Source organism: Providencia sp. PROV182 (assembly GCF_028480325.1).
GTDB lineage: Bacteria > Pseudomonadota > Gammaproteobacteria > Enterobacterales > Enterobacteriaceae > Providencia > Providencia hangzhouensis.
Genome location: NZ_JAMPOL010000003.1, coordinates 176,637 through 198,976, shown reverse-complemented (window position 1 = coordinate 198,976; position 22,340 = coordinate 176,637). Strand labels below are relative to the sequence as shown.

The window sequence follows — 22,340 nt, the reverse complement described above, 5'->3', positions numbered from 1 at the left end:
CCATAAAAAGATTATCTAAATAAGAGCTAATAAATAAGAGTGTTTAATAAAAGTATTAGCTAAAATTTAATCCCAGCAAAAGTGACTTCGGTTAATGTAATAGATTAAATCCCTTCTTAAGTGCGAGATAACCTTTCCAAAAATAGCGTAAAATCATGTATAATCAGGCAATCTTGTACAGATTTACATCTGTTTAACGAATTTAAGACAAACTAGGCGGCTTAGTCCGCCTAGTTTTTTCTTGAAGGAACAAAATTTATTTAGTGATAGACCTCTCAACCTTGACATTGTCTGTTTTTCAAACTGGTACGCTGAGTTAATAATTTGTTAAAAGAGATGTTGAGTATAATAACTTCACTAAATTCAGGAGTAACATTTTGGAAAAAATCTGGCTAAAAAATTACCCTGCTGATGTGCCGGAAGAAATCAATCCTGATAGCTTCGCTTCTCTAGCAGAGTTACTTGAAGATGCGGTCTCTCAATTTGCCGACCAACCTGCATTCATTAATATGGGAGCAGTGATGACTTATCGGAAACTTGAAGAGAGAAGTCGCGCTTTTGCCGCCTACTTACAAAATGGACTTGGTCTTAAAAAAGGGGATCGTGTCGCATTAATGATGCCAAACCTATTACAGTATCCGATTGCCCTGTTTGGGATATTGCGAGCAGGTATGGTGGTAGTCAACGTCAACCCACTTTATACCCCGAGAGAACTAGAGCACCAATTGAATGATAGCGGTGCAACCGCAATTGTAATTGTGTCGAATTTTGCACATACACTGGAAAAAATTGTTTTCAATACCAAAGTGAAACACGTCATTTTAACTCGTATGGGTGACCAGCTTTCACGTCCTAAAGCCACGATTGTTGATTTTGTTGTCAAATATGTAAAACGTTTAGTCCCTAAATATAACTTACCAGACGCCATCTCCTTTCGCCGTGCCATGCATTATGGCTATCGTATGCAATATATTAAACCTAACATTGCTGGTGATGACTTGGCCTTTTTGCAATATACAGGTGGAACCACCGGTGTTGCTAAAGGGGCGATGTTAACTCATCGCAATATGTTAGCAAATATTGAGCAGGCAAGGGCAGCTTACGGGCCTGTACTGAAATTTGGTGCTGAATTTGTTGTCACCGCTTTACCGCTGTACCATGTTTTTGCATTGACAGTAAACTGCTTACTGTTTATCACTGTAGGGGGCGTTAACTTATTGATTACTAACCCTAGAGATGTACCGGACACCGTAAAACAATTAGGACGTTATCCGGTTACGTCAATTACCGGGGTTAATACCTTATTTAATGCATGGTTGCACAACGAAGAGTTTAAAAAACTGGATTTTTCGCGTTTACGTCTTTCGGTTGGTGGGGGGATGCCTGTTCAAAAAGCAGTTGCAGAAAAATGGCAAAAGCTCACTGGGAAACATTTACTCGAAGGGTATGGGTTAACGGAATGTGCGCCACTAGTTACAGGTAATCCTTATAATTTAACCAGTTATAGCGGAAGTATTGGTTTACCTGTTCCATCAACAGATGTTAAATTTCTTGATGATAACGGCAACGAAGTCGCTATTGGTGAGCCTGGCGAAATGTGGGTAAAAGGCCCGCAAGTCATGAAAGGGTATTGGAACCGGCCTGATTCTACCGCGGATACGATAGTGGATGGTTGGTTAGCGACGGGGGATATCGCAGAAATTGATAGCGAAGGGTATATTCGTATTGTTGATCGTAAAAAAGATATGATCATCGTTTCAGGTTTTAACGTCTATCCAAATGAAATTGAAGATGTCATTTCTGCACATCCGGACGTGATAGAATGCGCTGCAATTGGTGTACCTAGTGAAAGTACAGGCGAAGCGGTTAAAGTTTTCGTTGTAACGAAAAATGCGAATTTAACGGGTGATGAGCTAAAAACCTTTTGCCGCCGTTCATTAACCGCGTATAAAGTCCCTAAGATATTTGAATTTCGTGATGAATTACCAAAATCTAACGTGGGTAAAATTTTACGTAAAGACCTACGTGATGAAGAAAAATTGCAAAGAGAAAAATCACAAGTATGATTGTGGTTTAGTCGTAAATTATAAATAGATGACGCCGGTTTTAGCCGGCGTCATTGTGATGAAAATAACAAAGAGAAACTTGTTTTGAATTATCGTTTAGTAACTACAGATAGCGAATTAGCCCAAGTATGCCAAGAGGCGAGTAATGCACCATGGCTCGCTTTGGATACCGAGTTTGTTCGTACCCGAACATATTACCCACAACTAGGTTTGCTACAGCTATATGATGGAAAGCAAGTTTCGTTAATTGACCCATTATTAATGACGGATTTTAGCCCGTTCAAAGCACTTTTAACGAATCCTGAGCAACTTAAATTTTTACATGCAGGTAGTGAAGACTTAGAAGTGTTTATGCATGATTTTGATTGTGTCCCTGAGCCGATGATCGACACGCAAGTTGTGGCAGCATTTTTAGGTTATCCAATTTCTTGTGGTTTTGCATCATTGGTTGCTGAACATTTAGGTATTGAACTAGACAAAAGTGAATCACGGACAGACTGGCTTGCGCGTCCTCTGAGCGAAAAACAATGCGATTATGCAGCCGCAGATGTGCTGTATTTGCTGCCATTAGCTGAAATTCTAATGGAAAAAGTGACTGATGCGGGCTACTTGGAAGATGCCAAAGATGAGTGTCAACGTGTTGTGGCTCGTCGGCAAAAAGCCTTAAAGCCAGAAAAAGCCTACATGAATATCCATAATGCATGGCAGCTACGTGATGAACAGCTCGCTTGTTTGCAATTATTAGCCGAATGGCGTTTAAACCAAGCTAAAGCCCGCGATATGGCAGTTAACTTTGTAGTAAAAGAAGAGCATCTATGGAAAGTGGCTCGTTATTTACCGAGCTCTCTGGGTGAACTTGATGCACTTGGCTTAACTGGGCAGGAAATTCGTTGCCATGGCAAGCGCTTGTTAGCCATTGTCGAGCAAGCAAAGCAACTTGAAGAAAGTGAATACCCAACACCTGTAGCGAATATTACGGAACAGAGCCAATACAAAAGCTTATTTAAAGAAATTAAAGCGGTGGTCAAAGATATTGCTGAAAATGAAAAATTTAATGCAGAACTATTGGCTTCTAGGCGGCAAATTAACCAATTATTGTCGATTCATTGGGGTTTAAAATCTTCGGTTACACCTCCTGAACTGTTATCGGGGTGGAGAGGGCGATTACTCGCCGAGCCCATTACAAAGTTATTAGCAAACGAGTAATATATTAAGGTACAAGAAGAGAGCTTCTTGTACCTTATTTAAATAGCTTAGCTTATTTATAATCTTCAATCTTATCTTCATTTTTATTTATTATTCATTCAATAAACTTATAAAAATATACGTCACATATATTTATGGGTATATTTATCTTATTTTAACTCAAAATTTGTAATTACTCTTAAAAATTCAATTAATCTTTAATGTAAAACGCAATAAATAAAACTATCCATTATAGGGTCTTTAATTAACCAGCTAAAAAATAAAAGATTATTTTATTTTTATGGTTTAATAATAAAAAATTGAATTATATCCCTTACATTTGTAAATAAAAATCATTTTCATATACTGAATCTCGAACATTAAAGGAAAGAATAATCTTTTATTTAATGTGTTTCGTTAATAAACCAACCTAATTCAAACTTCTATTTAAGAGGGTGAATAAATGAAAAAATTATCACTAATTACAGTCGCTGTATCTTTGTCTATATTTTCTGTTGGTGTTATGGCAGAAACGGTATCAAAACAAAGCTTAGATTATGGATATAATGAAACAAATATTATTGTCGATAAAACTCAATCAACTATGGGGCCTCACGGGGGGAGTATCGGCGCACCGGGAATTGGTTCTCGCTTTATGAAGGAGGGTAAAACCATATCATTTTCGGGCTTAAAATACATGGTAATGCAAAAGCCAGACAATGTTTATGTTTTGGAAAGTGGCGGTAGCCCACACGGTGGAATGGGCAAGTTCCAATTTAGCCAGGTTGCAGATGCCGAGGTATATTTTGGTGACTGGTCACAAACTGGTTTAGCCGATGATGCAATGCACACGGTTTATTTCTCCGGTGCGAATGCAACAACAGAAGTCCCAACCAGTGGCCAAGCGACTTATACTATAGCGGGTATTAACCAGTTTGCAGGTGAAGAAAAACAGACGGGTTGGTTTAATGCTGACTTCGCGGATAAATCATATACAGGTGCATTAGAAGGAGTAAATAGCCACTCCATGGCAGGGGCTATTGAAGAAGACGGTAAATTTAGTGGTACTGCCATTGCCAATGGAATACACCAAGGTGATAGTATGGGGCAACTCTTTGGTGATAATGCAGAACAAGTGGCAGGTATTCTCTCTTATGAGAATAACCGTGAGTTAGACACGGCATTTGGTGGCCAGAAAGACGAATAATTACTGAACATATAATTAGCTAAAAAAAGTAGGCAAAAGTGATTTTGTCTACTTTTTTATTTTTGTCATTAAAATGGTAGCCTAATCATGTTATTTTTTAATAAAAAAACACATTTAATATATTTGAGTTTATTATTACTTTTTTCTCTCCCTTCGGTATTGTCAGCTCAAGAGCTAAAAGGAGGAGTTATCGGTAATTTAAAAGATTATAGTAACAAAAAACATCAATCAGAAATAAATAATGTTAAATATAGTGAAAAAAATATCGACGAACTTGGTTTTATTCTTTATGATCTCATTCAGAGACAAGATTTTGACAAAATAAATGAAATTATTGGTAATTACGTTGACCATAAAGACCACGATAAAGAATTGGTTAAATATATTCATTCAGAAAGGGCAGTTTTAAATAAACAGTATGATTTAGCAATTAGCCTATATAATGAGATTTTAATTCACAAGCCTAATATGTTATTGGTTGAGTTAAAACTTGCACAAGCACTGACTTATGTTAAGCACTATGAATCAGCATTATCAATATATCAAAATATCAAAGTTAAATATAAAGAAAGAATATCAAATGGGTTAACTAAATTTATTAAAAGTCAAATAATAGATTTAGAAAATAAAAATCGTTGGCAAGGTACGATTAAGTTAGGCTCAAGTTATGATTTTAATTTAAATGAAGCATCAAATAGCCGTGAGATGTACTGTTTTCGTAGTAAATGTATGAATAGTAGTAACCAGTCTATCGCTGGTGGAAAGTGGCATTATTATACTAAACTATCAAAGCGTTTTCCTCTAGTAGGAAACCACTCAGCGGTACTCTCATTAGGTGTGGTTGGGGTGGAGCCAATGAAAACAGTCACGGCTAGAAAAACGAATATATATGTTACTGGGGGGTATCAATTTGATAACGCGAATACAAAGTTCTATATACAGCCTACCCTTGAAGCTAAATGGCATGATAACCAATACTATAATTTAAGCTTTGGGGGGAAAATAGCGGCAGAATACACATTGAGCCGTCGAGTAACATTTCTAAGTGATATTGAATATAAAAATAAAACGTACCCTTATAAATATAGTTTCAATAACGGCGATAAATGGGTTTATTCAGTTACTGGTACCTATTTAGTGAACCCTCGATTAATGGTTTTTGGCAGTTTTTATGGAGCCAATAGAAAAAAGCAATACGATAGTGATAGCTATGTACAGTATGGGGTTAGGGCGGGTTTTCTAAAAGTAACCGAACTGTGTGATCTACTTGTTGCGATAGGTTATAAGCAAACAAATTTTGAACAGTTTGATGCATTTTTGAATGTAAAAAGAAAAGATCATAATGGGTATTTAAATACCCAATTAACATTTGATAAAAATAAAATATTAACTTTTACGCCTTCTATTTATTTTAATAGCCAAGTGAATAAAAGTACTGCAGATATTATTTATTCTTTTAAGCAAAGTGAAGTCGGTGTCAATTTCACCAAGAAATTTTAATTTTCACCGGAACAGATAATGAAAATCAAAACAGTGATAGCCATTAATATCGCAACAGGGTTATCTATTGGCAATATTACAAACTTAGTCTATGCACAACAAAGTGAAAACATCGGTTCTATTGTGGTAAATGATAAAGCGGCCACAATCAAAGAGCGTGATAGAAAAGGGGCGGATGACCAATATGATAAAGATGAATCAAATATTTACATTAGTAAAGAAGAAATTGATCGTTATAAAGGTACTAACCCCGCAGACACTATTAACCATGCAGTAGGGGTATATAGTGGAGATGCCCGTAATAGCGGGGCAATAGACCCCAATGTTCGGGGTATACAGGGGCAAGGGCGTGTCCCAGTGACTGTAGATGGTACAGAGCAAGCTATCACTGTTTGGCGTGGTTATAATGGGGCGAATAATCGTAATTATATCGACCCGAATATGATTAGTAGCATTAAGGTAATGAAAAGTGCAACACTAGACCGCAATGTGCGTACATCGACGGGGGGAGGAGTTGCCATAACAACGCTAGGCATTGATGACGTTGTGGATAAATACGACAAGTTTGGTTTTGATATTAAATTAGAAACATCGAGTAACTCGACAAAACCGAGGGTTAATCAATTAAGCCACGGTATAGATTACCGTGATGATAAGCGGCTATTGAATACGTTAGACATGCAGAAGTTTCGTGGGATTTATTTTAAAGATCACGAAATGCTTGTTGATCCTCGTAGTAAAGGTAATGCTAATTTTTTTAATCTGCAAGATAACGCAGCGCGTATTGCCGTTGGGACACGGCAAGAAAAGTTTGATTTGATGCTAGCATACAGCTATCGCAACCAAGGTAATTATTTTGCTGGGCGCCGAGGGGCGGGTAAATTTTATGACGACATCATTACTTATGACCCTAATAACCCAAATAAAGCGATAGACCCATATATGCCCTTCGTAGCTAGGATTTATGGGCCAAATAAAGAGGTGGCGAATACATCAAATGAAATGTCGACATGGTTAGCTAAATTAAATTTAATGCTACCTAATTCACAGGACTTATCCCTTGGTTATATGCATACATCAAGTCATTATGGCGAAATCATGCCATCGCAAATTCGTTATCATGATTTAGAGGGAAAAATTCCACAATGGCCTTTAGCTAACTTGGCGTTAAATACTTTTTACGCCAATTATTCGTTCAAACCTGAGTCCATTGGTTGGATTGACTTTCGATTAGGCTATTGGTTGACAAAAACTAATTTAAACTCAAATACCGCAGGTGGCCAACCTAGGGAACCAGTGGAAAGGGATTGGAATTATGAATTTGGTCGAGATAAAAATGTAGCTAAAAATCCTGCTATCAATGGCACCTTAGTTGATGGGATTAAATTAAACCAACTAAACGATCGCTATGGTGTTTCATTATCGAATAAATTTCAAATTACACCTGAATTTAAAGTGACTTTAATGGGAAGCTTAATTGATGAAACTATTGGTAGCCGTGAAGATATCTTTAATTCGGATTCTAGCCCAAAGGGTAACATGTTCCGAGCTATCCCAAGGGAAGGTAAGCGTCGAGAATATAATGGGACTATTCGCTTTGATTGGCAGCCTACTGATTGGTTAAGTCTGAATGCGGGGGCTCAATATATTAGCTACTGGTCAAGGGATTTATTAAAAGAGAGACGCATTGCGGCTAAAGATATAAATTATGCACCATATAGCCATATAATAGCTAAAAAATATAGCTTGTCTCGTATATTAACTTCAGAAGAGTATCAATTAGTACAAAAATATGTGGATGATAAAGGGCGAACGTTTAATGATTTAAAAAATAATTTATATGCTCAGACTCGGTTAGTTGAAAAAGCACTGTCAATGCCTTCTTCTACTATAATAAAGGGGAAAATAGTAACTCCAGGAGGAAAAAAACGAGAGTATAGAATTTTTGAGCAGAACCACACAGCAGAATGGAAAGTTGATGAAAATAATAGGTTTATACGTAAAAATAATCCATTCTATAATGGCGAAATTGACTTAAATGAAGAGGCTATAGACCCCGTAACAGGATTAATAGCAAAAAAAATAGGGGTAACAAATAGCACAAATGATGAATTGATGTTCACAAACGACCAAAAATTTAAAGCGCCAAAAAGAAATGAAGAATCAGCTTGGGCTCCGGCATTAGGGGCAACAATTTATTTAACAGAGAATGATCGAATATTTGGGCGTTATTTAGAAACCGTTAGGATGCCAAGTATCTTTGAAGACACTATTGGTTTTTCGGGAGGAAGAGAGCCGAATTACACGCCACCGGTTTATTTGCCAGAACGCAGCCATACGATAGAACTGGGATATGTGCGTAATTTCCAAGAACTGGTTGCGGCAGAAAATCATGCTGATTTACGCATAAACTACTATAACACGGTTGTTACAAACGCATTTGATAGGAACTACAGGTTAGTCTTTACGCAGGTTGATAAACATAACACGGCCGGTTTGGAACTGTTGGCGCGTTATGATAATGGCTGGGTATTCGGTGACTTAGGTGTGGATTACCGCTTAAAAAATGAAGTTTGTGATGAAGTGTCATTGATGGTAATGGATCCCTATAACCAATTTGGTGGCTCAGAGTGTACAACAGCAGGGTTCCCTGGCGGCTATTTGCGTACTCAATTGCAACCTAAGTACAGCATTCATGCCAACCTAGGCTTGCGCTTCTTAGATGAACGTTTAGAAGTGGGTAGCCGCATGCGTTATCACAGCAAAGCAAAAAATGAAGATGAAGCGGAAATGATGGATAAATACCCGTACCAGTATGCGCCATTAAACAATGACCCGATGAGTTGGAATGCTGTTTTTACCGCTGATGCTTATGTTAATTATCAGTTTAATAAAGACCTATCATTTGAATTATTAGCCACAAACTTATTTGATGAATATTACATAGACCCATTAACCCGCAGCATGATGCCTGCACCGGGTAGGACTATACGTTTCAATGTAACAAGTCGCTTCTAAAAGGGATCCCCTTCGCTGATGCCGCTGTATTTTAGTATTGGCGAAGGGTTGTTAGGGATATTAAAATGCTTACTTTACGTTTTAATTTTGCTGTTATGGTTTCTTTATTATTCCATTTTGGCATCGTTTTTTATTGTTTAAGTATAGAAAAAACACGTTCTGCACAAATTTATACACCAATACAAGCAGCTATTGTTTCTGTTTCATTGATGCAAAATGTAATTGAAAAGCAAGCAAACGATACAATATTAAATAATAAGCTATCAGGGGGCTTACTTGCTGAATCACAACAAAATGAAAATGCAGTAATTAAAGTTGCTAATAAAAAAAGTTCACATAGCGATGAAAATAAAATTTCTGATGATCAGAAAAAAGTCATCAAACAGAAAGAGGAAAAACAAACTAATAAAAAGGTTACTCAGCAGAAAGAGCCGCAACAAAAAAGTGAAAAAAATGATGATGTAAAACAAGAGCAGCATGTGGGGAAAAACGATAATCAATCTAATGCGGCAGGCCAGAAGGGAGCACAAAGGACGACCTCGGTAGGAAATGCAATAGATTCAACTTATCAAAGCTATATTGATAAATTACGTAGTGAAATTGAACGACATAAACGTTACCCAAGAAAAGCGAGAAATACCAATATCCAAGGAGTTGTAAAAGTAAGTTTTCAACTTTCCTCATTAGGGGAAATTACGATGGTGCGTATAGTTAATTCCTCAACACATAATACGCTCGACCAAGCTGCGTTATCAGCTGTACAGAAAAGCCGCTCAGTAGGAGCACCGCCAGAAGGTTTAAAAAAACTGATAACAATGGAAATTAAATTTGAATTATAAAAGGAATAGGTTTTTCCTTTAGCGAAATCATCATGTAACCATTTGATTAATTGGGCTAAATCATAAAAAGTAAGCCGCAAGCTATTGCATGAAACAAAAGTTAGACAGCGGCTTTCTTTCACGAATTATTTTTCTGTTGTCGTTTTTATGTCGTCACCTTCTGGCAACGTAACGTTTAGTTCAAGAACAGAAATATCATCCCCTTTTTGCTCAAATTGCACTGATAACATCTCAGGGTCAACTTGGACATACTTACAGATAACCTGCAAAATATCTCTTTTCATATCTGCAAGATATGGGGGCTCGCTATCACCACGGCGGCGTTCTGCAACGATGATCTGTAATCGCTCTTTTGCGATATTCGCTGTCGTTTTTTTTCTCGACAGAAAGAAATCCAATAAAGCCATTATTTACCCCCCAAATAGGCGTTTTAAGAAACCTTTTTTCTCTTCTTCAATGAAACGGATAGGGCGATCTTCACCTAAAATACGTGCAACACAATCATCATAGGCTTGGCCTGCATCAGACTCTGTATCCAGAATAACGGGTTCGCCTTGGTTGGAAGAGCGCAGTACAGATTGGTCTTCAGGAATAACACCGATCAAAGGAATACGCAGAATTTCCAGAACATCTTCCATGCTTAGCATATCACCACGCGTTACACGGCCTGGGTTATAGCGTGTTAGCAATAGGTGTTCTTTAATTGGTGCTTCGCCTTTTTCTGCGCGGCGTGATTTTGACGCTAAAATACCCAAAATACGGTCTGAGTCGCGAACAGAAGAAACTTCTGGGTTAGTAGTAATAATAGCTTCGTCAGCAAAATATAGTGCCATTAAGGCGCCACTTTCAATACCTGCGGGGGAATCACAAACAATAAAATCAAAACCAAGATCGTCACTTAATTCGTCAAGAATTTTGCCAACGCCTTCACGAGTTAATGCGTCTTTATCGCGTGTTTGCGAAGCAGGTAAAATAAATAAATTCTCGGTGCGCTTATCTTTGATTAAAGCCTGATTAAGGGTTGCATCACCTTGGATAACGTTTACGAAGTCATAGACTACTCGACGTTCACACCCCATGATAAGGTCAAGGTTACGTAGGCCGATATCAAAATCGATCACTACAGTTTTGTTCCCTTTTTGTGCCAGGCCAGTAGCTATGGCCGCGCTTGAAGTGGTTTTACCAACGCCACCTTTACCTGAAGTCACTACAATTATGCGTGCCATGAATAATTCCTTGTAAATAAGGTCTAATTTAAATATTCGATGTTAAGTTTGTTATCAACTAAACAAAGTTTAGCTGCTTTGGCGAGAAATTCAGCAGGGATTTGATCGCTCAGCCAATATTCACCTGCAATTGAAACCAGCTCAGCTTGCAAATGAGTACAATAAATCTGACTTTCAATATCGCCGGAGGCTCCAGCTAATGCACGGCCTCGCATCACGCCATAAATATGGATATTACCATCTGCTAATAGTTCTGCACCTGCACTAACATTGCTTGTGACGATCAGATCACTATTTGGTGCATAAATACGTTGTCCAGAACGAACAGGGGTATTGATAATACGAGTTTTACGATATAAAGGTTCAGCTTGAACTACAGCAGCCGGGGGTTCAGGCTGAATTTCAACAGGTTTTTGGCTTTTACCTTCGCTTAATATTGGTAAACCCGCATCGTTTGCTTTTTGTCGCATTTGTGGGTCAGTGCACCCACTGATACCAACAATACGTAATCCCGCAGAAATAACAGATTTATGAATACTCTGTAAATCTGCATTTGGGGATAATTCAGCGATGTTAATCACGACAGGAGCATTTTTAAAGAAATCAGGAGCCTGATTTACTTTATCTTGCAGCGATTTTTTGATGAGTTTAGGCTCTTCACTGTATAAGTGAATAACTGAAAGAGTAAAACTGCTGCCTTTAAGTTCTATTGGCGATTGTGGCATCTATCCAGACTCAGCAAATTAAAATTTCCGAAACAATCCTCGGGTGAAGATATTCTGTAAAACAATAGCATGTTATAGTTACTGCATACTTCAAGCAAGCTAATGAACTAAGAAAAAGAGTTAAATATAATGATTTGTGCAATTTATAGAAGCCCTAAGCGTGACCAAACTTATCTTTATATTGAGAAGAAAGATGATTTTTCACGTGTTCCTGATGAATTATTAGCCCAATTTGGAACACCTCAATTTGCTATGCTCGTCTCATTAGATAAGCGTGAAAAGCTTGCCAATGCTGACTTGGCAAAGGTTAAATCTGATCTCATAGAGGTTGGTTATTACCTACAATTCCCACCTCCGGTGGAAAATTTGCTTTCAGAACACAAAGAACTGAATAACTAGAGCAAATTAAGAAAATCCTGAAAAGCAATAACACTCTGGAGGAGACGAATGAAACCAACGTTATTATATACATTAGTCGCTGGTTTGTTTTTAACAAGTTGTTCTGCAACGCAGAACGAATCAGTTGTTACTCAACCGATTACAGTAGAACAAAATGCGGCTATAGCCCAAGAAGTCGTTGCTTTAGACAAAGCATTCCCTATTGAACAACGTGAACCGTCACAATTTCCTGCTTATGTGGAATTACTGAAAGAACATGCTATTACTCAGGGGATTAAGCCAGACACCATTGAACGTGCTTTTGCTAATGTTCATTTTATTGAGCGTGTTGTGAAAGCAGATAAAGGCCAACCAGAGAAAAGGGCGACGGTTACATTAGCAAGCTATTTAAAAAATGTACTCCCACAATCACGTATCAATGCGGGCTATGACAAATATTTAGAAAACAAATCCATTCTAGATGCTATCAGTGATAAATATGGCGTTCCACCTCAGTTCATTGTTTCGTTATGGGGACTAGAAAGTGGTTTTGGACGTTCACAGGGTAAAGAGGATGTGGTTTCAGCACTTGCGACATTATCTTTTGAGGGGCGAAGAGAAGCGCTTTTTAGCAAACAACTTTTAGCTGCGCTTGAGATAATGGATAAAGGCTATATTCCAGAAGATCAACAACTTAAAGGTTCATGGGCTGGTGCTATGGGCCAAAGTCAATTTATGCCAACCTCCTATTTGTCCTACGCAGCGGACGGTGATGGTGATGGAAAAATGGACATCTGGAATAATAAATCTGATGTATTTGCATCCATCGCTAATTATTTGTCAACAGAAGGTTGGCAAGCACAATTGCCATGGGGTTACCAAGTTAATTTACCTGCAGATTTTAATAAAACGTTGGAAGGCGTAAAAGCGGAACAAGGGAAATCTGTCAGTGAATGGCAGGAACTAGGCGTGGCATTACCTGCATTTGCTCAGTTACCTTCAGACGTAAAAACGTGGGTGGTTATCCCTGATGACCCTGAAGGCAGGGCATTTTTAGTGACTGAAAATTTCCGTACCATTATGCATTGGAACCGCTCATATTATTTTGCATTGAGCGTATGCATGATGGCAGATGGTATCGCTAATAAAATAAAATAACGATAATAGGAGTACTATTATGTATCAACATCGTGACTGGCAAGGTGCGTTACTTGATTTTCCTGCAAATAAAGTTGTTTGTGTTGGTAGTAATTATGCAAAGCATATAAAAGAAATGGGGTCTGCTACACCGGAAGAGCCCGTTATTTTTATTAAACCAGAAACTGCTTTGTGTGACATTACTCAATCAGTTGTTATTCCAAAAGACTTTGGTTCTGTTCATCATGAAATTGAGATGGCAATTTTAATTGGTATGCCATTAAAAAATGCGGATGAAGACCGTGTATCACGCTCTATCGCAGGTTATGCAGTTGCATTGGATTTAACCTTACGTGATTTACAAGCTAAATTTAAAAAAGCTGGTCAGCCATGGGAAAAAAGCAAATCATTTGACGGGTCATGCCCAATTTCGGGTTTTATTCCTGTTAGTAGCCCGAATGATTTACAAAATATTCAGCTTTCTTTAGAAATTAATGGTGAAGTTCGCCAAGAGGGCTCGACGCGTGATATGATCACCCCAATTTTACCACTGATTAGCTATATGTCCCGTTTTTTCACATTGCGTGCAGGGGACGTTATTTTAACGGGAACACCTGAAGGTGTTGGCCCATTAGCTTCTGGTGATATGCTAAAATTATCAATTAATGATCACTCGCTGACTACTCGGGTTATTTAAGTATAGGATTAATAAGTATTATGTCGCAGTTCTGGCAAGTTAAAACTTTAGATGAAATGACAGATGAAGAGTGGGAATCTCTTTGTGATGGTTGTGGGCAGTGCTGTTTGCACAAGTTAATGGATGAAGATACTGATGAAATCTATTTCACTAATGTCGCTTGTAATCAGCTAAATCTAAAAACTTGCCAGTGTAAGCATTATGAAGACCGCTTCAGTTATGAAGCGGATTGCATAAAGCTTAATCGCTATAACTTAGAAACATTTGGATGGTTGCCAAGTACTTGTGCTTACCGCTTGTTATTAGAAGGGAAAACTCTCCCAGCTTGGCATCCATTAAAAACAGGGTCCAAAGCGGCGATGCATAATGAAGGTGTGTCCGTTCGCCATATTGCAGTCAGAGAAATTGATGTGGTGGACTGGGAAGAACACATAATGAATAGGCCTATGGGTAAGGGATAGTAATAAATCCTCAATATACAATAAATTATTATGGAAATTTCGTTACTAACAGTAGGCTTAGTTGCCATTCTAAATATTGCTATTTTGCCTGCGATGATTTCTTTTTTTGAAAAATTTAGCCAAGCGGCATTGATGATGTTTTATACATTTTAATCGATGTATTATAGTGCTTTGAATAAAAGTAGACAGTAATAATCATCATGTTAAAACTGGGTGTGATTATTTATCCTATTAATAATAAGAATACTTATAATTAATACTTCATATTACATCTAATTACGAGTTTTTCTGACTTAAAACTTTAAGTGCATAAAAAATTATCTTTATAATTGATCATTAACCAGTATTTTCCCGCTATGGCTTAAATTACAACATTTTTTATTTAAGAAAACATTGTAATTTGTGACCTCTCATTTTGCCTTTCTCAAGATACTTCGCTAATCTATTTTTAGTAAATACAAATGTAGGGGGATGGAAATGAAAACATTCGGTGTGGTACTCACAATTATTGGCCTCGTTACTGCGATTATTTCTTACAATATGGATGTAAGTATTCCTATTGTTTATGGGGAAAGTGTGAAAGATATGGGCCTGGCATTTGATAGACAGAATTATATTATTGGTAGTTTGTTAGTCGCATTTTGTGGTGTTTTAATTGTCCTATTTGACAATAAAAGACGGAAGTAAAATAGGCTTTATGGCTTACAAATAGATATATAGTCATAAAATGTTAGCTAGTATTATTTGATATAATCCAGATATTGATAGATATAAGTAAGATGCCAATAATTACTCTTAGAGGTAAACATGGCAGGCTGACAGTTGAAATTTTAAGTAATAATGCTGATAGACTAAAGTAATTTATTGACTATTGTTGATGAAGTTTTGAACATTAAATGCGATGTTGTTTTATTTATGAATAAAAAACAGTTTATATTAGTTTCATTCCGTTATAATAAACAAACATTCCAAACTGACCTAAAAATATTTCTTATGAAGAAAGTACTTGTATTAGCTAGTTTAGTGCTCATTTCTGGATGTGTTTCCAATAAAACCGAAATAGAGCCTAAGGCTGTAGGCATGGCAAATCCAGCATCAGTATATTGCGAACAAATTGGAGGGACTCTGGAAATTGTAGATACAGCACAAGGGCAGGTAGGCTACTGTATTTTACCATCAGGTGAAAAAGTTGAAGAATGGGCTCTATACCGTCAGAAAAAATACTAATCAGTCATTCACCTCTTGATTACCACAGCAAAAATCTTTTGCAAGATTTTTGCTGTGGCTCCAATCTAACAATATTTCTATTTTAGATTAATCATTTCTTGAAATTAGCCGATATTACTACCTGCAATATATGTGCTTTTATCAGCTGATCAACTAGATACCTATGTTTATGTACACGTGAAATTCTTCGTAGACACATTATGCGGAGGGGGGGCATATTTTGATGGCCTTATATGGATTTTGTAAGGGTGTCATCATATTTTTATGGCAAATTATTGATATAAAATATTTTTATCTATTAATGTCTCATAATCGATAATTTGTGGTACTAAAATAGAAACAGCTACCTTATGTTATGTAATTGCTAAATAAATTAGGCTTATTAGAGCGATTGATTTACTAAAACGGCGCTAAACTGTCCGTGAATAGAAAAATAATAGGCAGATAAAGCGTCTTTTATCGATGGCTTTTTGGTTTAGATCACACTTTAACACTCATAGTGAGTGATTTAGGAATATTCTTAATGTTAAAATTTGCAGTATAGATCACATTTTCATAGAGTGTTCGTTTTAAGAAAACACTCTTATTTTCATATGGTTAGAAAATGAGAAAATTGATATAACACAGGCTATAGTTTGTTCAGTTAATCATGTTTTCTTATTCTATATCAAAAATAATGATAATTTTTTTTAACATAGGTTCGACTAAATGATTTGATATTCTATTTTTTACTTCAATAAGAAGTTGAATGAATAAAGGATTATATTGCGATTTTATCACTATTTCTTCTTTCATATTTATTTCCATCACTCCATTTATTTTTTAATTTAGATTAAAATCGATATTTACCTCGCTTAAAAACATATTTTAAAATTATAATAATGACTAAAGTTGATTGTTGATATAAAAGAATATCTATACACTCATAATGAGTGAAATTGATGTTCAAGCATAATAATTCGGAATTCAATATTTTTAATTGTTTGGAGTGACATATCTTTACAGATCAATAATCATTAATTTAATTAATGATTTAGCCCTAATTAGATACTCTATAATGGATTAATTTTATAGTGATAATGTGAGATAAAGTGTCAAAATGTAAATGAAAACATATATTAAATCTAAATATAATGATTTTTGCTGTTTTTTATAATCTGTATTTTTTGGTTTTGTTGGTTTTTAATCTTATATTTAAAAAAAATTAGATATTAAAAACTAAATGTTAGGCTTTTCACGAGTAAATTAGTGAATATTGAAAATCAAAATACCCAATCAATGCCTGTCATTTAATAGCCTGTAACTATCAAAAAATAAATTAGCGATGAAAAAAACGATTTAATAAAACTTAAGTTATTATGTATCCTCTCTTCGAAATCATATAGAGCATATGGTTATAAATTCTAAATAGGACTAATTAAGAAATATATTTATTTGCATTAAACGAATGGTTCAAAGTGAAACGTAAGCCATAAGTCATACTCCATGTATGATTAGGCTTTTGTTTGTATTTTTTACCTAACAATAAAACAAAAACTTAATCAGTTCTTTTTAATGTAAAAAATAATTACCCTCATATTAGGAAATGAAAATGAAGAAAGTACTACTGACTGCAGTTGCAACAACTATTATTGGGTTATCAACAGCTAACGCTGCAAGCACCAACGTTGGTGGCGGCCAAGTTAACTTTCACGGTAAAGTAACGGATGTTTCTTGTACTGTTTCTGTTGATGGACAAGGTAGTGATGCTAGTGTTTACTTAGCACCAGTATCATTAACAGAAGTACGTGACGGTGGTGCAGATGCATTGTTAAAACCGAAATCTTTTGTTATTGACGTAACAAACTGTGTTGCAGCAGATGTTAAAGATGTTGCTAATGACTCCGCTATTGATAAAACATTATTAAACGTTAACTGGACTGGTGGTAACTTACTGCAAGGTGCATCAGGTAATTCAGAAGGCTACTTAGCAAATACTGAAACTACAGGTGCTAAAAATATTCAATTAGCACTTTCAACTGATGATAGCTCTGACTTGTCAGGTAAAATTATTCCTGGCAATCCATCTCAGAAAAAAGTTAAAGGTGATTTGACTAAAGTTGAAAATGGGGCTCGTTTCCAATATTACGTTGGTTACGCAACTTCTACACCTAAAGATGTAACAACAGGTGAAGTTAAAAGTTATGCAACTTATGAAATCACTTACCAATAATAACTTAATAAGCTAATTTCTTATTAGTTTTAGTTACGTAAGTAATCTTTAAATATTAACTTAATCAGCTTTACTATGATAAGCGGTAGGTATACTGCCGCTTTTATTTTGAGGATCAAATGAAAGCAATAGTATTTATCTTCTGCTTCATTTTCAGTACGCATTCATTTGCTAATAATATTATCGTTAATGGTACACGGTTTATTTATCCTGGAAATGAAAAAGAAATTACCGTGCAATTAAATAACACTGCCGACCGTCCTGCAATTGCACAGGCGTGGCTTGATACAGGTGATGCGTCAGAAACACCGGATACGATAAAAACACCATTTCAGATTACACCGCCAATCTCTCGTGTAGAAGCTAAAGGTGGACAAACTTTACGAATTAAATTAATGGATAAAGGAAGCATTCCTCAGGATCGCGAAAGCTTATGGTGGTTGAATATATTAGATATTCCCCCTATGGCTAAAGCTAAAGAAGGCGATAGTCAGAATGTATTGCAATTAGCGATCCGCTCTAGATTTAAATTCTTTTATCGGCCAACAGGCCTGAGTAGCCGTGAATTAGCGCCAGAGCAACTTGTTATAAAAGCAAATGGGAAGAGTATTATTATAGATAATCCGACACCTTATTATATTACTATTACAAAAATATCAACGGATGGTAAATCTGGGTTGAATGAAAAAACAATTTTATTAGAACCGAAATCTCAAATGATAGTTGAATTAAAACAAGTCGTAAGGTCAGGAAGTCATATCGTAATTAATAATATTAATGATTATGGTTCAGATATTTCGGTGAAAACCACCGTTAAATAGGAATATATAATGAAACAGCGAGAGTTAATAAATAAATATAGCAATACGCTCTCTGTGACTTGCTTTGTCACTGCATGCATAGTGCCTACGTTTTATGCTTGGGGTGAAGAAGATACAACCTATGAATTTAATAGTGGTTTTATTATAGGTAGTAAAGAAGATGTTGATTTAACACGTTTCAATTCTTCAGGGATTAGTCCCGGAAAATATTCAGTTGACGTATATACAAATAACAATTGGAAGGGACGCTACGACCTTAATTTTGAAGAAGAGAAAAGTGGTCAATTAGTAGTCTGTTATACACCACAAATGTTATCTGATTTTGGTATTAATATTGAAAAACTAAACCCTACAGTTAGTAAAGATAGTAATGCTTGTTTACCATTAAAAGACTGGAATGACCAAAAAGACGTCGTTGATACATTTCATTCTTCTACATTGCGTTTAGATATTTCTGTTCCGCAAATATATGAACAGAGAATTTCCCGTGGTTATGTTTCTCCCCAATTTTGGGAAACGGGAATTCCTGCACTAAATATCGGTTATATGGCTAACTATTATGATAACCATACTAGTGGTTCAAAAGGAACTAATAACGCCAGTGCTTATTTGGGGCTGAATGCTGGTTTAAGCTTTGATGGATGGTTGCTTAAACATATTGGAAATTTTAACTGGCAACGTCACGATGGAACGAATTGGAATAGTAATCAAACATATCTGCAAAAACCAATAACCGAACTAAAGTCAAAAGCGACAGCAGGACAGTTTTATACAGATGGTGATCTCTTTGACAGTATTAGTTTACGAGGCGCAAAAATAGCAACAGATGACAATATGTATCCTGATGGAATGTCAACATACGCGCCTGAGATTAGGGGAATAGCACAAAGTAATGCTTTAGTAACGGTAACGCAAAATAATTCTATTATTTATCAAACAACAGTTGCGCCAGGACCTTTCAGCTTAACGGATGTCTATCCATCAGGTTACGGAAATGATTTAGTTGTAACGGTAAAAGAAGCTGATGGAAGTGAAAGCAGCTTTAGCGTGCCATATTCTTCATTAGCACAGTTATTACGTCCTGGTTTTACACGTTATCAAGTTTCTGGTGGTAAAGCGGATGCGGATGGACTGAGAAATCGTCCATTTATTATGCAGGGTACTATTCAGCATGGTTTAAATAATACATTTACGCTATATGGCGGCGTCACTGCATTTGATGATTATCAAGCCTACTTAGTAGGTACCGGTGTTAACACAGGGTTTGGTGCAATTGCTGTAGATTTAACTCAGTCGAGAACGGCATTCAAATATAAAACAGAAAATGGGCAAAGCTACCGTTTAACTTTTAGTCGTTTATTTACTCAAACTGATACTAACTTAGTGCTAGCTGCTTATAGGTATTCAACGAAGGATTACTATAACGTCAGCAATGCATTATATGCGATAGATAATGATAAGCGTGGCGTAGAGAATACTTTAGGACGTGAGAAAAATTTTTTCAGCTATACAGTAAATCAAAATCTTCCTGATGGTTACGGTGGGATTTATTTTACGGGACGTATTTCTAATTATTGGGATAAGTCGGGGACAGAAAAGCAATATCAATTAAGTTATAACAATAACTTTAACCGTCTTTCTTATGGTGTCGCATTTATGAGAGTTTATGCAGATAATACGAATAATAAAAAAGATGATCGCATTAACATAAACTTTAGTTACCCACTGTATTTTGGCGAAAGTCAGAGTGCAACACTGACCTCAAATACGACATTCAATAATGAAAAATTTGGCTCTAGCCAAATCGGTGCGAGTGGTGCATTCGATAGGGATAATAATTGGACTTATGGCGTAAATACCTCTGTTGCAAACGGTGGACAGAAGAATATTGGTTTGAACACAGGTTACCGTACACCATTTGTTAATACGAATGCGAATTATAGCCAAGGTCAGGGATATCGTCAGTTCGGTCTTGGCGCAAATGGTTCGGTTATTGTGCATTCTGAGGGCGTAACATTAACACCGAATACTTCAACAACGATAGCTCTGATCGAAGCGAAAGGAGCGGAAGGAGCATCAATCATGGGTGCACCTGGAACTCGTATCGATGGAAATGGTTATGCTGTTGCTCCTTATGTTAGGGCTTATCGTATTAATAATGTAGAAATTGATCCGAAAGGAAGTCCTGAAGATATTGTTTTTGAAAATACGGCCACACAAGTCGTTCCTTATGAAGGAAGTATCGTTAAGGTTAAATTTAGTACTAAAGTCGAAAAAAATATTGCATTTAATGTTGTAAGGCCTGGAAATAAACCATTGCCATTTGGGGCTAACGTTACTGATATAAATGGTGAATCCATAGGTATCGTTGGTCAAGGTGGAACCGTATTTATTAGTAGTGAAACTGCAAACGTTGCAATTATAAAATGGGATAATGGGCAGTGTTCATTTTCTTTAGAAGCTAGCAATAGTAAGGAAATTTTATGTCAATAACGAAACAAATTCGCTTGTATATCGGAGTTGGTGTGTTTCTTACCGCTAGTTACGTTTCTGCGTATTGTGATAGAACCTCAACTCGGACATATGTATTAAATATGCAGATGGGGAGGGTCGTGGTAGACCCTAACTTAAAGGTTGGGGATACTATTGCGGAGCAAACTTGGGATATGCGGGAAAATTCAAGTGCAATATATGCATATTGTACAAGAAATACACCGATAACGGCTTCGGTTACTATGCCAAGTTTAGTTCCAGTAGGAAATAAGGTTTACCAGACAAACGTTCCTGGAATTGGCATGAAATTCCACCGTGAAGGTGCAGTGAGAATGACGTATCCGGATACATTTTATGCCCCTAGATCAAGTAATTATTATCTTGCGGGATCAAAGTTTATTTTAACTTTAGTGAAAACCGCTCCTGTTACAGGCTCAGGAACTATAGCTAGTGGCCTTTATACATCTTATGGGTACATTCCAAATAATAACCCATTTTTGATCACTAAATTAGATGCTGAAGCGATAACAATAGTTTCTCCGTCTTGCCAAATTGAAGGGGGAAGCGAAAAAAATGTTTATCTTGATCCAATTAAACGTTCACAATTAAATGGTATTGGAACAACGGCAGGTGAAAAAGATTTTGATATTCGCTTAATATGCAGCGGTGGTGTCAGTATTTCTGGTTTTGCAAATGTTAATATGACTTTTAGTGGTGATATTCCAAAAAACATGAATAATCGACAAGGTGTTTTGGTTAATCAAAATAAATCCACCAGTGGAGCTGCGGGAGTTGGTATACAAGTTTTAGAGCGTAAGACTAATAAATCACTTATATTTAATGAAAAATATAAAGTTGGAAATTTAGTTGACCGGCAAACAAAATATCTTGACTTAAATTATAAAGCTCGTTATTACCAATATGAACGAACAGTCTCTGCTGGAGAAGTGAATTCTAAAATGGTTTTCAATATTACCTATGATTAAAATATTATATATAAAATTTATTGCTAAAACCATTAGTTAATTTTATGAAATTTAAATGTATGGCTAATCTTCATATAGAGGATTAGCCTTTTTACTTTTATAGTTCTAAAGAAAGTGAAGTACAAATAACACGGGATGGAAATGTCTATGTTACTTGCATTT

21 protein-coding genes are annotated in these 22,340 nt (G+C 36.2%); 17 read left to right on the top strand and 4 right to left on the bottom strand.

Translation table 11 applies throughout. The features are described 5' to 3' along the window. Positions 1 to 377: 377 nt before the first annotated feature. From fadD to PR834_RS02870, 6 genes are all read left to right on the top strand, one after another. A complete protein-coding gene (fadD, locus tag PR834_RS02895; protein ID WP_096863690.1) occupies positions 378 to 2,066 on the top strand; it encodes a long-chain-fatty-acid--CoA ligase FadD in 1,689 nt (562 codons plus the stop codon). Positions 2,067 to 2,150: 84 nt separating this feature from the next. Continuing rightward, the gene (gene rnd / locus PR834_RS02890; protein WP_272536409.1) at positions 2,151 to 3,272 is read left to right on the top strand and encodes a ribonuclease D; all 1,122 of its coding nucleotides are present in this window, start codon (positions 2,151 to 2,153) and stop codon (positions 3,270 to 3,272) included. Positions 3,273 to 3,714: 442 nt separating this feature from the next. Then, complete coding sequence (locus PR834_RS02885; RefSeq protein WP_262960677.1) at positions 3,715 to 4,458, top strand: Slam-dependent surface lipoprotein; 744 nt, start codon at positions 3,715 to 3,717, stop codon at positions 4,456 to 4,458. Positions 4,459 to 4,545: 87 nt separating this feature from the next. Next, a complete protein-coding gene (locus PR834_RS02880) occupies positions 4,546 to 5,958 on the top strand; it encodes a surface lipoprotein assembly modifier (protein WP_272536408.1) in 1,413 nt (470 codons plus the stop codon). Between the two features lie 18 nt (positions 5,959 to 5,976). Beyond that, positions 5,977 to 8,976, top strand: coding sequence for a TonB-dependent receptor domain-containing protein (locus PR834_RS02875; RefSeq protein ID WP_262960679.1), 3,000 nt, complete (start codon positions 5,977 to 5,979; stop codon positions 8,974 to 8,976). A 65-nt stretch (positions 8,977 to 9,041) separates the two neighbouring features. Beyond that, on the top strand, positions 9,042 to 9,815 hold the full coding sequence (locus PR834_RS02870) for a TonB family protein (protein ID WP_164561037.1): 774 nt from the start codon (positions 9,042 to 9,044) through the stop codon (positions 9,813 to 9,815). A 125-nt stretch (positions 9,816 to 9,940) separates the two neighbouring features. Here the strand turns inward: PR834_RS02870 and minE are convergent, their stop codons facing one another. The 3 genes from minE to minC are packed head-to-tail and all read right to left on the bottom strand — an operon-like array spanning position 9,941 to position 11,766. Continuing rightward, positions 9,941 to 10,222 carry a cell division topological specificity factor MinE gene (minE, locus tag PR834_RS02865; RefSeq protein WP_004254951.1) on the bottom strand — a complete coding sequence of 94 codons (282 nt, stop codon included), beginning with the start codon at positions 10,220 to 10,222 and terminating at the stop codon, positions 9,941 to 9,943. Between the two features lie 3 nt (positions 10,223 to 10,225). After that, positions 10,226 to 11,041 carry a septum site-determining protein MinD gene (minD, locus tag PR834_RS02860; protein ID WP_004254944.1) on the bottom strand — a complete coding sequence of 272 codons (816 nt, stop codon included), beginning with the start codon at positions 11,039 to 11,041 and terminating at the stop codon, positions 10,226 to 10,228. Positions 11,042 to 11,064: 23 nt separating this feature from the next. Continuing rightward, a complete protein-coding gene (minC, locus tag PR834_RS02855) occupies positions 11,065 to 11,766 on the bottom strand; it encodes a septum site-determining protein MinC (RefSeq protein ID WP_094963083.1) in 702 nt (233 codons plus the stop codon). A gap of 129 nt (positions 11,767 to 11,895) precedes the next feature. On the opposite strand from minC, the gene PR834_RS02850 reads away from it, so the two are divergent. The 7 genes from PR834_RS02850 (at position 11,896) to PR834_RS02820 (ending at position 15,666) form a co-directional block, all read left to right on the top strand. Beyond that, positions 11,896 to 12,165, top strand: a complete 270-nt coding sequence (locus PR834_RS02850; RefSeq protein WP_004254941.1) for a YcgL domain-containing protein — start codon at positions 11,896 to 11,898, stop codon at positions 12,163 to 12,165. 48 nt (positions 12,166 to 12,213) lie between these two features. Continuing rightward, on the top strand, positions 12,214 to 13,302 hold the full coding sequence (locus PR834_RS02845; protein WP_094963082.1) for a lytic murein transglycosylase: 1,089 nt from the start codon (positions 12,214 to 12,216) through the stop codon (positions 13,300 to 13,302). A 19-nt stretch (positions 13,303 to 13,321) separates the two neighbouring features. Continuing rightward, positions 13,322 to 13,978, top strand: coding sequence for a fumarylacetoacetate hydrolase family protein (locus PR834_RS02840; RefSeq protein ID WP_272536407.1), 657 nt, complete (start codon positions 13,322 to 13,324; stop codon positions 13,976 to 13,978). A gap of 20 nt (positions 13,979 to 13,998) precedes the next feature. Next, on the top strand, positions 13,999 to 14,439 hold the full coding sequence (locus PR834_RS02835) for a YcgN family cysteine cluster protein (protein ID WP_004254930.1): 441 nt from the start codon (positions 13,999 to 14,001) through the stop codon (positions 14,437 to 14,439). Positions 14,440 to 14,469: 30 nt separating this feature from the next. Further along, a complete protein-coding gene (locus tag PR834_RS02830; protein WP_256372542.1) occupies positions 14,470 to 14,592 on the top strand; it encodes a hypothetical protein in 123 nt (40 codons plus the stop codon). Between the two features lie 324 nt (positions 14,593 to 14,916). After that, complete coding sequence (locus PR834_RS02825; RefSeq protein ID WP_094963080.1) at positions 14,917 to 15,126, top strand: hypothetical protein; 210 nt, start codon at positions 14,917 to 14,919, stop codon at positions 15,124 to 15,126. A gap of 306 nt (positions 15,127 to 15,432) precedes the next feature. Next, positions 15,433 to 15,666 (top strand): putative hemolysin, encoded by a 234-nt coding sequence (locus tag PR834_RS02820; protein ID WP_272536412.1) that lies wholly within the window; start codon positions 15,433 to 15,435, stop codon positions 15,664 to 15,666. Positions 15,667 to 16,323: 657 nt separating this feature from the next. On the opposite strand, the gene PR834_RS02815 is transcribed toward PR834_RS02820, so the two are convergent. Next, positions 16,324 to 16,461, bottom strand: coding sequence for a hypothetical protein (locus PR834_RS02815; protein ID WP_153673455.1), 138 nt, complete (start codon positions 16,459 to 16,461; stop codon positions 16,324 to 16,326). 796 nt (positions 16,462 to 17,257) lie between these two features. Here PR834_RS02815 and PR834_RS02810 point away from each other — a divergent pair. From PR834_RS02810 to PR834_RS02795, 4 genes are all read left to right on the top strand, one after another. Further along, positions 17,258 to 17,878: a fimbrial protein gene (locus PR834_RS02810; RefSeq protein WP_036957782.1), complete on the top strand. Its 621-nt coding sequence runs from the start codon at positions 17,258 to 17,260 to the stop codon at positions 17,876 to 17,878. A 119-nt stretch (positions 17,879 to 17,997) separates the two neighbouring features. After that, positions 17,998 to 18,699, top strand: coding sequence for a fimbrial biogenesis chaperone (locus tag PR834_RS02805; protein WP_004254911.1), 702 nt, complete (start codon positions 17,998 to 18,000; stop codon positions 18,697 to 18,699). A 9-nt stretch (positions 18,700 to 18,708) separates the two neighbouring features. Further along, a complete protein-coding gene (locus PR834_RS02800; RefSeq protein ID WP_272536406.1) occupies positions 18,709 to 21,192 on the top strand; it encodes a fimbria/pilus outer membrane usher protein in 2,484 nt (827 codons plus the stop codon). After that, entirely contained in the window at positions 21,183 to 22,178 is a 996-nt protein-coding gene (locus PR834_RS02795; protein ID WP_094963076.1) for a fimbrial protein, read from the top strand. The genes PR834_RS02800 and PR834_RS02795 overlap by 10 nt, the downstream gene beginning before the upstream one ends. Positions 22,179 to 22,340: the final 162 nt, after the last annotated feature.